14 protein-coding genes are annotated in these 14,745 nt (G+C 46.1%); all 14 read right to left on the bottom strand.

All coding sequences use genetic code 11. The annotated features are described in order from the left end of the window. Positions 1–126: 126 nt before the first annotated feature. Positions 127–1,062 (bottom strand): type II secretion system F family protein, encoded by a 936-nt coding sequence (locus IPP66_17905; protein MBK9927146.1) that lies wholly within the window; start codon positions 1,060–1,062, stop codon positions 127–129. Between the two features lie 63 nt (positions 1,063–1,125). Then, positions 1,126–2,028, bottom strand: a complete 903-nt coding sequence (locus IPP66_17910; protein MBK9927147.1) for a type II secretion system F family protein — start codon at positions 2,026–2,028, stop codon at positions 1,126–1,128. Between the two features lie 25 nt (positions 2,029–2,053). Continuing rightward, positions 2,054–3,475 carry a CpaF family protein gene (locus IPP66_17915; GenBank protein MBK9927148.1) on the bottom strand — a complete coding sequence of 474 codons (1,422 nt, stop codon included), beginning with the start codon at positions 3,473–3,475 and terminating at the stop codon, positions 2,054–2,056. Positions 3,476–3,527: 52 nt separating this feature from the next. Next, entirely contained in the window at positions 3,528–4,748 is a 1,221-nt protein-coding gene (locus IPP66_17920; GenBank protein ID MBK9927149.1) for a response regulator, read from the bottom strand. Between the two features lie 23 nt (positions 4,749–4,771). Continuing rightward, positions 4,772–5,854: a hypothetical protein gene (locus IPP66_17925; protein MBK9927150.1), complete on the bottom strand. Its 1,083-nt coding sequence runs from the start codon at positions 5,852–5,854 to the stop codon at positions 4,772–4,774. A gap of 162 nt (positions 5,855–6,016) precedes the next feature. Next, positions 6,017–7,042, bottom strand: a complete 1,026-nt coding sequence (locus tag IPP66_17930; GenBank protein ID MBK9927151.1) for a hypothetical protein — start codon at positions 7,040–7,042, stop codon at positions 6,017–6,019. Between the two features lie 3 nt (positions 7,043–7,045). Beyond that, positions 7,046–7,747: a response regulator transcription factor gene (locus IPP66_17935; protein ID MBK9927152.1), complete on the bottom strand. Its 702-nt coding sequence runs from the start codon at positions 7,745–7,747 to the stop codon at positions 7,046–7,048. A 108-nt stretch (positions 7,748–7,855) separates the two neighbouring features. After that, on the bottom strand, positions 7,856–8,707 hold the full coding sequence (locus IPP66_17940) for a hypothetical protein (GenBank protein MBK9927153.1): 852 nt from the start codon (positions 8,705–8,707) through the stop codon (positions 7,856–7,858). Then, a complete protein-coding gene (locus tag IPP66_17945; GenBank protein ID MBK9927154.1) occupies positions 8,683–9,321 on the bottom strand; it encodes a hypothetical protein in 639 nt (212 codons plus the stop codon). The genes IPP66_17940 and IPP66_17945 overlap by 25 nt, the downstream gene beginning before the upstream one ends. Further along, positions 9,284–10,858, bottom strand: coding sequence for a hypothetical protein (locus IPP66_17950; protein ID MBK9927155.1), 1,575 nt, complete (start codon positions 10,856–10,858; stop codon positions 9,284–9,286). Before IPP66_17950 ends, IPP66_17945 begins: the two co-directional genes overlap by 38 nt. Beyond that, on the bottom strand, positions 10,855–12,135 hold the full coding sequence (locus IPP66_17955; GenBank protein MBK9927156.1) for a hypothetical protein: 1,281 nt from the start codon (positions 12,133–12,135) through the stop codon (positions 10,855–10,857). Before IPP66_17955 ends, IPP66_17950 begins: the two co-directional genes overlap by 4 nt. Before the next feature lie 117 nt (positions 12,136–12,252). Next, positions 12,253–12,822, bottom strand: a complete 570-nt coding sequence (locus IPP66_17960) for a GNAT family N-acetyltransferase (protein ID MBK9927157.1) — start codon at positions 12,820–12,822, stop codon at positions 12,253–12,255. A 22-nt stretch (positions 12,823–12,844) separates the two neighbouring features. After that, entirely contained in the window at positions 12,845–13,750 is a 906-nt protein-coding gene (locus IPP66_17965) for a hypothetical protein (GenBank protein ID MBK9927158.1), read from the bottom strand. After that, positions 13,747–14,628, bottom strand: a complete 882-nt coding sequence (locus tag IPP66_17970) for a DMT family transporter (protein ID MBK9927159.1) — start codon at positions 14,626–14,628, stop codon at positions 13,747–13,749. Before IPP66_17970 ends, IPP66_17965 begins: the two co-directional genes overlap by 4 nt. Positions 14,629–14,745: the final 117 nt, after the last annotated feature.

The following is a 14,745-nucleotide window of genomic DNA, read 5'->3' on the forward strand; positions in this document are numbered from 1 at the left end:
ACGATTTTCCTATTTTCCCACAGCCTCCACACGCTGGAGGAAAAAGCAGGTCCACCCCGCTCCAGGCCAATCGATAAATACGATATGCCCACGGAATACTATTCACAATGATCGAATTTGAAAATCCTACATTGATGTCATGATCTGCAAAGCGGCTGGCGTCAAAACGATGATCATAATGGTCGGAAACATGAGAAACGCCATTGGAATAACCATCTTCACAGGTGCTTGATGTGCCAATTCTTCGGCATGTTGACGGCGTTTGATACGCATCTGGTCAGATTGAATACGCAAAATTTTGGCCATACTTACACCCAACTGTTCGCTTTGGATAATCGCCGCAACAAAACTGGTAACTTCAGCAAGACCCAGCCGGTCAGACATATCCCTTAACGCTTCACGTCGCACTTTTCCAAGTTGTATCTCGCGGATCGTGCGAGCAAACGCAAGTGAGAGTTGATTGTCCCATTTTTCGCTTACTTTGGCCATCGCGGCATCAAACCCCAAACCTGCTTCTACGCAAATGGTCAATAAGTCCAACGCATCTGGCATTGCCTTCCGAATTTCAGTCTGACGAGCCGTAATTCTACTTGAAAGCATCAAGTGAGGAAGGAAAAAGCCACCAAATGTAGCACCAGCAATATACATTGCATTATCGCTTGGCTTCGAGCCCGGAGATGTCATAACAAGAACGGTAATCAAGCCACCGATTACAACGCCCAAAATAAAACGAATTGCAAGAAATGAAGATGCATCAATCGGCCATGGATTACCGGCCAACTCCATCCTTCTCGCTGTATCTTGTATCGCTTTTTGAGGAGTGAAACGCGCAGAAATCTCACCAATTTTTTTGACAATCGGAATAATTACACGTTCGCTAAAAGGCTGAGACAGTTCTATTTCTTCGAGAGTAGCAACATCTCCTCGCTGAAGGTATTCCGCTAAACGAGCCTGTAATGGATCAACTTCGTCGGGCGAATTCTGCCGTAAACTTATGGCAACCACCCCAATGATCACAAGCAAGACAATAAATCCACCTGCGGCTAATAAAATTGTTGTCATGCTACACCTCGATATCCGCAATCTTCATCATTACCAGATAACCAGCAAGGATCAAACCAAGAATCACGCCCACAGCAACAAATCCACAAAGCGGTTGCGGCATGATTTTATTGGGAGCAAAAAAGTTCCAATATATTCAGGGCTAAGAAAATATAACGCGAGCCCTAACCCAAAGGGAATCAGAGAGAGAATTGCACCAGATGCCCTCACATTTGCTGTCATTACACGAATCTCGCCCTTGATCCTGACGCGCTCACGAATGGTAAAAGTGATCGTATCAAGAATTTCAGCCAAGTTACCACCAACTTCTCGCTGAACATTCATAGCAGTGATAACAAAATCCAAATCGTCGCTCGGGATACGGCGAAGGAGATTATCAAGCGCCTTTTCCATCGTGATGCCGATTTGCATCTCTTGAACAACTCTTCGGAACTCATCAGAAATTGGGGCTGGTAATTCGCGACTTACCGCTTCCATTGCTTGCATGGTAGAGTAACCAGCACGTAGACCATTAACCATCAAATTCAACATATCACCTAGCTGATCGTTGAATTTCTGCAAACGAACTACCTGTTGTCTTTTTACGTAAAAACGCGGAGCAAAAAAACCACCAATTGCACCAATAATGGATGCAGGCCAACTTCCCTGAATGAGAAAGGCAACAATAGCTAACGCAGACATGGAAATAAAAATCAGCGCATAATATTCAGAAACCTTAATCTTTAGGTCCGCGCGAGCCAGCTCTCGAGCCACCTGGTCACCCCTAGATGAATTGGCGACTCTACGTTCCATCCAATCAGCCACTATAGACTTGGATGCATCCTGTTGGGTTTCCTTGATCTGATCTTCATCCAGATGACCAAGACGATCCTCCACCAAGGATCGTTCACTAGTTACGGTGATAATCACCCCCACAATCAATAACACCAATATTAGAACGGCACCGCCAATCAGATAGGGATTCATAAACCTTGACCTGTCATTTTAATATTTAGTAACGTCTACGTTCGCCAATGCCAAAAATAGATGGAGGCAAATTAATACCTGCCGCCTCGATCTTGTCCATAAACTTGGGACGCAGACCTGTTGGTCGTAATCGCCCAACAACCTTTCCCGCTTCTACACCTGTTTGTTCAAAAGTGAAGATGTCTGTCATTGTTATGACATCGCCTTCCATGCCACTCACTTCTGTAATGTAAGTCACTTTACGCGTACCATCACGCATACGTTCCTGTTGGCAAATAACATCGATAGCACTTGCTGCCTGCTCACGAATAGCACGCACAGGCAACTCCATGCCAGCCATCAAACACATTGTCTCAACACGAGAAAGCGCATCGCGAGGAGTATTTGCATGGGCTGTTGTCATAGATCCATCGTGGCCCGTGTTCATGGCTTGAAGCATGTCCAAGGTTTCGCCACCACGGCACTCTCCAACAATGATTCTCTCTGGGCGCATACGAAGAGAGTTAATTACCAGATCGCGAATGGTGATCTCACCACGTCCTTCAATGTTGGGTGGACGAGACTCCAAAGTCACAACATGCTCCTGACGAAGTTGCAACTCAGCCGCATTTTCGATTGTAATAATTCTTTCATCATCTGGAATAAAACCCGACATAATATTCAGCAGGGTTGTCTTACCAGAACCAGTACCACCCGAAATCAAAACATTTAAGCGGGTTTCTACACATGCCTTTAAAAACTGGACCGCTTCGGCCGTTACTGAACCAAATTGGATTAATTGATCAACAGTAATTGGATTCTTGGAGAACTTACGGATTGTAAGTGTTGGGCCAACCAAGGAAATGGGAGGAATCACCGCATTTACACGGGAGCCATCTGGTAAACGAGCATCTACGTATGGGCTCGACTCGTCAATACGGCGACCGAGCGGTGCAACAATGCGGTCAATTACACGCATCACATGGTCATTGTTTTCAAATGTTACCGGAACACGGTGCAACTTACCTTTTCGCTCAATATAAACATTCTTGGGACCGTTCACCATAATTTCTGTGATCGTGTCATCTTCTAGCAAAGGCTGTAAAGGGCCAAAACCAAGAATTTCAGCAGCTATCTGTTCGAACAAACGAGCCCGCTCTGGTCTAGAGAGTACAATGTTTTCTTCAGCCAAGATTTGTTCAAAAAGATCCTGAATTGTACGCCGGACCTCTTCTGTCCTTGTAATATCCATAGATGGATCAAGCTCAGAAAGAAGTTTGTTTTGAACACGGGTCTTCAAGTCAAAGTATGAGCCAGCCTGTGGAGATGTGATAGGCGCATTTACTCTACGCGACTGTAACGAAGAAAGGCGTGAACCCTCCCCCCCGTCTTGACTAGGAGGTTGACCACCACTACCACTAGAAGAGGAACCACCCTGTCCCTGTTCAATTCTTTTTAATAGAGACATATTTCGTCATCTCCTTGGAAAGTATCACAGTATTAAACAAAACAACAATACTCTATGAACCAGACTCCATGGAAGAAACCTTGGTTCGAACATTCTCGGCTAGCGCAAAAACTCCGCGTGCAATTGGTTGAGCTTTACTATCCAAAACAAATGGCACCCCGCGATTTACAGCCTTCACAGCAGTAGGTTCATCAACAGGTATAACCAACGTAACTTCCTGCTTCAGATTATCCGCAACACGCTCAGGGGTGATATTGACCTTCTTATCGAAGCGATTCATAATAAACATGATGCGATCACGCTGAATACCAAGATTCTGTAAAAGGTCCAAAAAGAGGCGACTGTTCTTAATGGCGGGGATATCTTGTGTTGTAACGAGAACGATAATATCGCTCACGTCGATTGTCGCCAATGTAACATCCGTCAATGTAGGCGATGTGTCAACAATCACATAAGCATATAACCGCGTCAGATATTCAAGCATCTTGGCGAACTGTCCACTTGACACTTTTTCAGCATATTCAGGACGATTGGGTGCTGCAAGAATATGCAAGCCAGTCGCAGCATGCTTGACCATGACTTCTTCTACAATTTCGGCGTCAAGCTCGTCCGCACGAGGAGCAAGATCAACCACGGTATTCTTGCCTTGTTCGTTGACAAATACAGCGACGTCTCCAAACTGGAGATTTCCATCAACAAGTGCTACACGCGTATCAGCATTATTTAAAGCCAGTGCCAAGTTAACGGCAAGAGTAGTACATCCTGTACCACCCTTGGGACTGTATACAACTACTATTTTGCCACGAGGTCCACCAAATCCAGTCACAGTTCCAGCGATGCCAGAAACAGGTGCAGCTTGTTGTTGTACCCTAGCGGCTTTTGCTTTCTCCATTTGTGCCATTTCACCGGCACGCCGAATGGCAGAAATCAACTCGTCCCCCATCGGGGGTTTGGTTAAGAAATCTCGCGCGCCAGCAAGCATGGCCCGACGCATATAGTTTTGGTCGCTTTGAACAGATAATATTACAACCTGAACTGCCTGTTGCTTTGCGCGGATGGCTTCTGTAGCAGCTATACCATCCATATCTGGCATGTTGATATCCATCAAAATAACATCAGGGTTTAATTCCTGAGAAAGCTGAATGGCTTCTTTCCCAGTACGGGCAACACCAGCCACCTCAACGTCCGACTCAAATTGCAATAACTTTTTTACGTTTTCACGAGTCTCAGAAACATCATCTACAATAAGAACCCGAATTTTTTCGCCTGGCATAGATTTATCCTTACGAAGACAAATTATTGTTGAGGTTTTGGAACATCATTAGCCAGTGTAGGCGGAGCTAGAACATCTAACCGACTGCTCAAAGCATACGGAAGTTTTGAAGGCAGTGAGATATTATATTGCGTCAATACACTTGTAAGTGTAGCGGATTGAGCATCAATCCTCGAATTATCATTCGGGTTACGAAGTGTCATCGCAAACACAGCACCACTATATTGGAAATAATTCAGGGCAATCGAATCTTGAGGAGAGACCATCAGTGTAATAACATCTGGCGTCGACTCCGTTGGAGTTGTTGCAGGGGCTGCAGCAGCATTTGGATCCTGTGTCGGAGCAGGAGCTACAGGCTGCGCTTGGAGAGGGAAATTTCCAAGATTCAAGACAACGACATCCTGTAAAACAATCTGACACACTAACCTGGGTCTTTGTGTTTCAGACGGGACTACATAAATAGGTTTTTGAAAAGTCGGATCAAGCTCGGTGCGTCCCTGCCTTGATGGCAGTTCGCTAGTTGAAGGGACAAGCGTAATAGTCGGTTGGGCATCTTGCGGAAAAAATATATCCTGCACTTGAGATAAGTAATTGGGTAGTATAGACTGATAAGCAGGATCAACATCTACAAATGTCATACAGACATTCACATTAACATGCGCGCCATCGTTAATACCATATGCTACAGTTGCGAGGCGATTTGTCGGCACCGAAACAGCAACCATGCTGGGAGGTACTTGAATAGCCCATGTTGGGCCGGGTAAATCTCCTGGCCCAGACCCAACCATCGATGAAGTAATCAAAGTGCCTTGATCCAAGGTAAAGCGAGCGGTTTGACCGACTAAGTTGGTCTCCTCACCCTCCTCGAACATAACTTCAGCCACATTTTCTGGGGGCAGGGAGAAGGTTCCCAACATTTCCTGTTTGATCTCTGTACCTTGAGGAATGTTTTGCGCAGCGTAATAAACTTTTTTTGTGACCGCCTGAGTAGGCGCAGCAATTCCTGGAGCCCCCCCTCCCAATAATTGACTGTAAAAGAAAAACCCCAATACTAAAACAACAATCACAATCAAAACTAACAAAATCAGTATTCTTCCGCGACGCATAGGAAAATTCTCCTCTCAAAATCTCTGCAAAGCTTAAGCAGATGTATCAGTTGAAATTATTATACAGTATAAAACTAAAACTTTAATAACAATTTGGTAAAAAAGTAGGGCTCTGTCAATCGACAGAGCCACTAAAAACGAATAAAAAACCAAATATAGGACTTAAGAGCGGGCAGGAACAGAGAAGGAAATACGTGCACCTCTACCAACAGAGCTATCAATTTCAAAGCTCCCGCCAAGCATCTCAGCTCGCTCACGAATCAGCTTTAACCCAAGGCTGGTACCCTGTTGAACAACATCAGGATCAAAACCCCGGCCGTTATCATCTACACTAACCCGAACACGTTCTTCACCCATATCAAGCATAACCTTCACTTGAGTAGCCTGACCATGACGAGCAGTATTTCCCAGCAATTCCTGGAGTGCACGGAACAACATGACTTCCAAATAAGGTTCTAATCGCTTCTCATTGCCCGTTACTGTTACATTCACATCCATGGAAGTTTGTTCTTTAAATGCATCAGCATACCGGCGGACGGTTGGCACAAGGCCAAGATCATCCAACATCATGGGACGCAACTCAAAGATGAAGTTACGGACCTTTTGGAATGTCCCCATCGCAGACGATTTGAGGTTATTTAACTCGTCTTTTGCCTGTGCCGCATCTATATCAAACAAGCGCATGGCAATTTCGGTTTGAAGAATGAAATTGGAAAGAGCCTGTGCTGGCCCATCATGCATCTGCCGTGACAAGCGTTGGCGCTCGGTTTCTTGTGCATTAACAAGCATCTCAACACTCGCCATAGTGCTTTTTGTATTAGAACCACCACTTGTTTGAGGCCCACCTGTTGACGTAGAAGAGCCCATCCTTTCCAACATGGAGCGAATACGTTCGAGATGTTTTTTCTCGGTTTGCAATTTCTCCAATTGGCCTCTCATCACAAAGAGACGTTGCTGGGCATCCAGGGCTGAATCATACGCACTACGCAACTCCTGAGGCGGCATTGAGTCAATTTGGCCTTGAACTTGTTGCAAGTGACTTGTAATATTAGTATTTCGTTGGGTCAATTTCGTAAGCTCGCCTTGACTCTGCTCAATCATCAAAGTGACTTCGCGCAGGGCCCTCGTCGTCTCATCAAGCTCGGTCTGCACATTGATCTCGCCACCGGATAAATTTTCCAATGCCATGAATTACTCCTGAGATTTTATTGCCGTATCTTGTAACTTGACCCAACCACGCTTCAAAGCATATACAACTGCCTGCGTACGGTCTTCAACACTAAACTTCCTTAATATGGAAGTAACATGATTTTTTACAGTCTGATGACTGATTCCCAAAAGAGTAGCAATTTCTTTGTTACTCATACCGCGCACAACACAAGACAAAACTTCCATTTCACGATCAGAAAGAGGATGGAAAGGTGCTCCCGGCTCACTATAGGACCTACGTGCTCCTTCCATCTGTTCATCGATCCAACTGTCCAGTTCACGACGATTGAAAATATTTCCCGCAACAGCATACTTACCATCTGCAACAGCACGGACGGTTCGCGCCAGCACTTCAGGCTGTATCTCTTTTGCGCAATAGCCAGCCGCCCCCGCCAACACTGCATGAATAGCCTGCTCGATATCATCGTAGCCGGTTAATAAAACCACACGGGTTGATAGATTATTGGACATAACTTGATGTGTTACCTGCTGGCCGTTCATGACCGGCATATTCACATCAAGAATAGCCACCATTGGTTTAAGAGTGCGGATTTGATTGATCGCATCTTCACCATTTGAAGCTTGAGCAAGAACCTGGAAGTCCTTCTCAAGAGATAATGCATCTACCACACCCTGGCGAAACAACGGATGGTCATCCGCAATAAGCAGTGTTATCTCTTTCATCTGTAGCCTAATCCCTGAAAATAATTTGGTCTTGGTTGGAGTATAGCACAGTCGTCCCGGACGGGCAATTAAACAATTCAAACGCGCATATCAGTTTCGTTATAGCCATCACCTCCATCGATACACACTCATATTGTCATCAAATGAAAAATCCACTACCCCGGCCTGAAATACAGCATCTCTTCCAACGATCAAGTGCGGATACCAACTCGGGAATGTGACGAGGTATTCTGCGCCCGTTGAATTCAGATATTCGGCCAATCGAGGCTCATCACGAATAAAAGGGACAACATCCGGTGTGACCAACCCAGCAAGATCAATAAGTGGATTTTGCGTAAAGTACCCAATCGCACCAATATCATGTACAGCCACTACTGCATTGGACGGTAAATTCTCGTTCATCCATTGCGCAGTTTGGACCATTTGAGTTTCGATCAGGATGACATCTTGGGCATTTTGACTGGCACCCACCCATTGAAAGGTAAAAACCAAAATAATCGTTAATGCTTGCCACAGAAAAGAAATACGCAGATTTACTTTTGAAGACGTAACATATCCAATTACTCCCAGTAGCCCCCACAAGTAAAGAACTGGGAACGATGGAAGAATATAACGGCCATGTTGATACGCAGGTAAACGTGTGAAGTAGATTCCAATATACCCAAAGAACCAAAGCAAGCCAGCTATTGCACCCCAATTCCGTTCACGGATGCTCTTATACATCCAGAGGAAAAAGCCCGGCACAAGTGCAATGAAAGGGCTTGCGATCATCGGAAGAATATAATCTTTGAAACGTTCAGAAAAGGTTTTAGCGAGCCAATATTCCTGGTACTCTGCCTGTTTCGCGTAAAAGGTGTTCGGCATAGGGGTGCCCGATAATGCAAGGTTAAAAAGCAAGTACAAAACAAACAACACACCAAAACCAATAATCACTTTCAATAAAGCATTACTCGCGTCCAAAAGGTCTTCTCTTGCAGGAACGCCACAAACAAAATGGGACCTAGCAGAGTCAAACCGTCGGGGCGAACCCAGACGCTTAAACCGGTGAGCAGGCCTAAGGTCAGGTATTGACGCGAGTTCTCCATCAGCATGCCAAGGACAACAAGAATGATCAATCCATGTAAAAGCGTTTCCATACCTGAAGTTGCCGACCACGCCATATGCCAAGCCAAAACGATGAAAAGCCCAACCCAGGGAATTTTTGCCTGATACGTTTTCAAAACTCGTCGCGCAATACTTTCAGCACGGATACCGATCAGACTCAATGCAACCCACCCAAGAAAATATGTCCATGCATAAGGCGCGAGACGAATCAAAAAGCCAAGTGAAAGTAGAGCCGTCCACAAAGGTGAAGTGGAGCCAGCCGATTTTTCGCCAAGCCGAAACGCCCATTGACCATGTTCAGCAAAATTGCGCGCGTACGTGAGATGTATCCATGCATCATCGAGTGGGAAACCAATACGATATGTGGATGCACTTACCGCCAGAAAGAATCCAATGCCGACCAAGGCCGCGAACGAGATCAGCAAACGTGGATCAATGTTCGGTATTGACAATGAAGAGTTTCGCTTCATCCACCTCTCCCAAATACGTGAATACATCTGTATTGTCTGGATGGTCGTAAAGTTTTTGGATCTCGTCAAACGTACCACCGCTTTCCAGCACAAGCAAGCCAGCACCATATTTTTCTGCCACTTGCTGGATGACCGACTCATCACCATACGGCAAAGCAATTGCGGGACGTCCCGTGCTGATGTAATAGCCCGGCGGATTGCGGACGATCACACCTACCTGAGGGCTGATCCCGTTTTCAATAAATATTTTCTCCACTGATGCATAAACACCATCCTCGTTTGATGGCTTAGCGATAACACGAGAGTAGACAAGGTAAAACGTCGCTACAATTGCGGCAAATACAGTAATGCCCTGAAATATATATGGCGCATATCTGTCGCGAAATGAACCGCGTTTCTGCAACACCTTCAGGAATATATCTGTTCCAATAGGAATGGCAACCCACCAATACATCTGGAATGCCGCCCCAGCATGAAAAAGACTTCCGCGTGCACCAGCAAGAGGGAAAATCACTGTCATGACTACAAAAAGTATCAGCCACCCCGTAACCATTAACTTGGTTCGAAAATCTTTTCGAAGATGCCATAAACCCATGAGCAGAAAAGGGAATAAGAAAAATAGACCCTGTGCTATCCATGCCGTATTCAGATTATCACCCAAAGCGAGAAGGCGATCTTCGATAGCGGCGTTCCAACCCGCCTGCATAAAACCCTCGCGGGTTATGTTACTCGCAGGATAGCTAAAAGTCTGGTTATAGTTTTGGAGCCACAGAAGACGCCCGCCACCAGGAGTCATGAAAGATTTAAACAATGTATAACTACGATAATGCCACCCACCCATCACAATGAGATAGCCGAGAATCACGAGCGAGCCAGCGGGGATGATCAAAGTCAGCCATTCTTTGAAAGACGTCTTCGTGCCATCTTCTTGATCGGCCGCTTTCCAGATTACGCTAAGACCAGCCAGCCCTAACCAAAGTAGACCATCACTACGAGCAAGAGTCAGTAAGCCTGCCAACGCGCCAAGTACAACAGGAATCCATTTTTGCTTGCGAGGAGCGAGCAACATGAACGTTCCGCCAAGCAACATGAAGGTTGCATAGTTGTCAGGTACGGGCATGAACGGAGCATAGAAAAAGGAAAAAATGGATAACAAGCCAGAAACAAACGCAAGCCTCGTATTGCGAGTAATGTCGAAGGCAAGAGTCGCTGTCAGTAACGGGACACAGGCCGAAAGGAGAATAAACGGGAGGCGTCCAGCGGCATAAGTAGTTTGACCGGCTAACCACATCCCAATGGCAGAGATGATGGAAGCCAGTGGCATCCAATATGTGTGAGAGGGATGAGGAAGTCCTTTTGGATCATCGAGATAATTCCAAAGGTAAGGTTCAGTAAAACCATTTCCCTTTGCCAGTTCAACGCCGCCTGCAAAATAGTAGTCGGCATCCATGTAACCGGGCAGATGTTGGAATCTCGAGATCGCAAATGGGACAGACAAGCCAATGACAAAAAGAATTAGATAATGACGCCAGTTCATTTTCGGTCTCCAATTTGGTCGAACCATGTGCGTGGTGTACGGAAAGCCCACCAACGCATCCAGTATAAACCGATGATCGTTGCAATAGGCGGAAGGATGTTGAGCAAATCAAAATAAATTCTTGGGGCATCTGTATTTGCCTGGAAATACAACCAAAACGGAATCGCAAACGTGGGTAAGATAATCAACAGAACATACCAAACACGTTGACGGGTCCAACGCTCCCAAACAAGCATAACGATCAAGATCAGAGAAGGCAACAGAACCACGTAATTGGGCAGGAAGATTGCGCCTCCCATAAGAGGTGCAGCCGCCAGCGAGAGACATACCGTCCATGCAACACGGCGATAGTGGGCATCAAACGAACCAAGGGTTTCTAAAAAAAGAACGGCTCCTAAAAGGATCGAAACCCACGAACCGATCGAAAACTTCGCGTGAGGAAACCAGATCGACATAACATGGCCAAACGTCAAATATTCACTTCGATACCAATTGGATAGAACGCCGCGAACATAGGGAAGCCCCCAGCCGGGGTATGAGAGAAAAGAAATCGCACCTAAAACAGCCAATACCATTCCAAACCCGCTCAGCACACGCCACCTTCGATTTGCGAAAACAAACACAATAACAAACAAAAAAAACAAGGCGCTAACTTCCCATTGATAAGCAATAAGAAATAGTAAAGCGCCAGCCACCTCATCGGAGAATGAACGTAATGCGTACAAAATGGACAAGATCAAGAAAAGCATCGCAATGGCTGGTGTCCCTGAGCGAAAAGCGACCAAGCTGTAATAACCGAATACTCCAAAGGCCAATAAGAGAATATACAGCCAAGTCGGCGGTTCCCATTCCAAAGAACGGATGAATGAATACAACACCCCGATTAATATCAATTCAGACAACAACATCCATACGCCACGCACAATGGCAAAATCAGAGAATAAGGCCAGTGGTATATAAAGCAGGGTGATATAAAAGGGATCACTCAATGCGTATGGGTATTCACTTCCAAACGCCTGCCGTCCATATGCAACATTCTGCGTGCGTTCTGCAACCGTTGCGCTATAAGGTTCACCTGGCTCACGTTGCAACTTATCAAGCAAAAACGTACGCGCACCGCTCCAGCGCAGGAAAAATTGTTCCCCGCCCGGCAAAGTGCGCGCAAGATATATATTCAGTGCAAGCAACCCCACAAGAAGAATAAGCGCCAGCAGGAGAAGCCGTATCTCCTCTACGCTCAACCATTTACGTGATCTGCGAATGTCGCGAAATGCCATTCGTTTATTTTATCGCTTGTTTCGTAAAAAAATAGACATTCAATTGAGGGCGTGTTTTGTGTCGTGGACTAAGCCACAAAATATCAGAGTTTTTCTCGGTAACCCTTACACCATTCTCTAGATATCAAAACGAAAGATTGGGCGTGCTGGCATGTTACGCGCCACTTCTTTAAACCCTGCCTGCAAAAATACGGATGCTGTGCCGGTGAAGACAGATGACGCTGACATATCATCTTGTGCGTCTACGGGATACCCTTCTACGATCTTTCCGCCCTGACGTCTGACATGCTCGACCGCACCCTTCAACAACCCGACAGAAACTCCCATCCTTCGATATTTCTTTGCAACGTAAAAACAGGTTACCGACCAAACTTCCTGCTTATCCACAGGTTTGAGTGCACGTGAATGGGCCAATCTTTCGTAAGCCGTGCGAGGCTCCACAGCCACCCAGCCGACCACTTCCCCATCGAGATAGGCGAGTAAACCCGTCACAACGCCAGCATCGATCTGAGCCTTGTGCAGTTGTCGGGCTGTATATCCCCTTGCTTCATCATAAGCCTTGCCACGCAACTTCCAATACATGCACCAACATCCAGCACATGCGCCATTGCGTCCAAAAAGTTCTTCAAAGTCATTCCATAGGTTACGTCGTAGCGGTTGTATTGAAAGCGTCGGCGACTCGGTCATGAGAACAATTTAAAACTCCCTTTTACGGAACAAGGATATTTACAGCTGACGGGTAAATCTTATATTCAAGATCAGTGACCCAGGAATCGAACAACTCTCCATCGGTATGCGCCGGAGAGGAACGGTCAAGATGGATCTTCAACCAAGTACAGTTAAGTTCGTGAGTCCATTCCATTTCGGCAATATTACCACGCCCTTGTTTCATTGAACGTGGTAGCGCATCAAACAAACCAAGTCGCGTTTTGCGATAGCCATAAATGAAAGTAAGCTTTCCATCGAACAGGTCTGCATGTGGCGTCATATAAAAGACACCGCCGGTACGTGCCCCATTCCCAACAGAGACAAGAGTCACTGGCCCATCATAAGAGCCGCCATCCCATTCCAGTTTGGCATTCCACATCGGGTTATCCATGATCCCCTGAACAGCCGCAACAAGATAACGCGGTATGCCAGAGATCCATGTGATCTTTTCCTGTTTGGTAGAGACGTATGGCTCCAGCCCAAAAGCTGAGTTATTCACAAAGTAACGGTCATTGCATTTCCCCAAATCAATTGCTCGAGTTCTACCATTCGCAATGGCTCTGGCCGCTCTGGCTAGGTCACGGTCCATGCCAAGGTTATCGAACAGGTCATTAGCAGTGCCAAGAGGCATCAGTCCCAAAGTCACCGGGAACGGGCTTTTCTGATTCCACTCACGCGCCGCACCGTTAACCACTTCACCGATCGATCCATCCCCACCGACAACCACAATGGTAGTAAAGCCTTTTTTGACGGCATTAGCCGCAAGATCCACGATATGATCCGGGCGTTCAGATACAGATAAATCAAATTTAATGCCTGCGGCTCTTAATGCAAGATCAGCCTCCCCCCAACGTTTCTGCGCATTCCAGCGATTGGAATATGGATTCAAAATAACTTTAATGGTCATGGGTTCCTCCGAGGTTGGTCTGTAGCCATTCTACCCCCCAGATTCCACTCCTTGAATTGTGACAATGCCACTGCAACGAAAATTAACACACAACCGAAATACTGTAACCCCACAAGTTGTTCGCGAAGGAATAGCCAACCCGCCAACACCGCGAATACCGATTCAAGACTCAGTATCAACGCCGCGTCGGCAGGTGGCGTGTGCCGCTGTGCCCACACTTGCAACGTGTAGCACAGTCCCAGCGACATGACCGCTGTATACACTGTTGCACCCGCTAACGGCCAGGTGAAGATCGGCTGTTCAACAAACAAACCTAGAGTCAAATTCAGGACTCCACAAACCAGCAATTGCCCAACCGAGAAGGACATCGGCTCAAAACGGGAGGCGAACTTGCCAATCAGAGCGACATGCAATGCCCAAAACAATGCACCGATCAATTCCAGCGCGTCCCCTTTCTGGACCTGGAACCTGCCTCCTGTCGAAAGGAAGAATGCCCCAACAACAGCCAAAACCACGGCAACAACTGAAAACCAGTGAGGTTTTTCCTTCCATCCAATGAACACAACAAAAGGGACTAAGACCACATACAGACTCGTGATAAAGCCTGAATTCCCTGCTGTTGTGTATTGCACCCCAACTTGCTGGAGTGCGGCGGCAATAAACAACAAAAAGCCCGCAATGAACATCCACTTATAGTGTTCACGCGATATCGGCGCCTTCAATCGAACAAAAGGCAACACGACCAGCCCCCCTAAAATATAACGAGCACCGTTGAATAGATATACACTGCCTAATTGACCCGCAATACGCTGGGCAACAAATGCAGAACCCCAAATGATGGAAATGACAAAGAGTGTGATGTCTGCTTTTAGACGCATGGAAATGAGATACAATTCATCCAGATTTTAATTTCGCCGAATGATAGCATAGGTTTTGAGATAATTTTCATAATCGAAAGAACGGGGGGATAGTCAACGTCAATAACACAAAGAGTA

This window comes from Candidatus Defluviilinea proxima (assembly GCA_016721115.1).
GTDB lineage: Bacteria > Chloroflexota > Anaerolineae > Anaerolineales > Villigracilaceae > Defluviilinea > Defluviilinea proxima.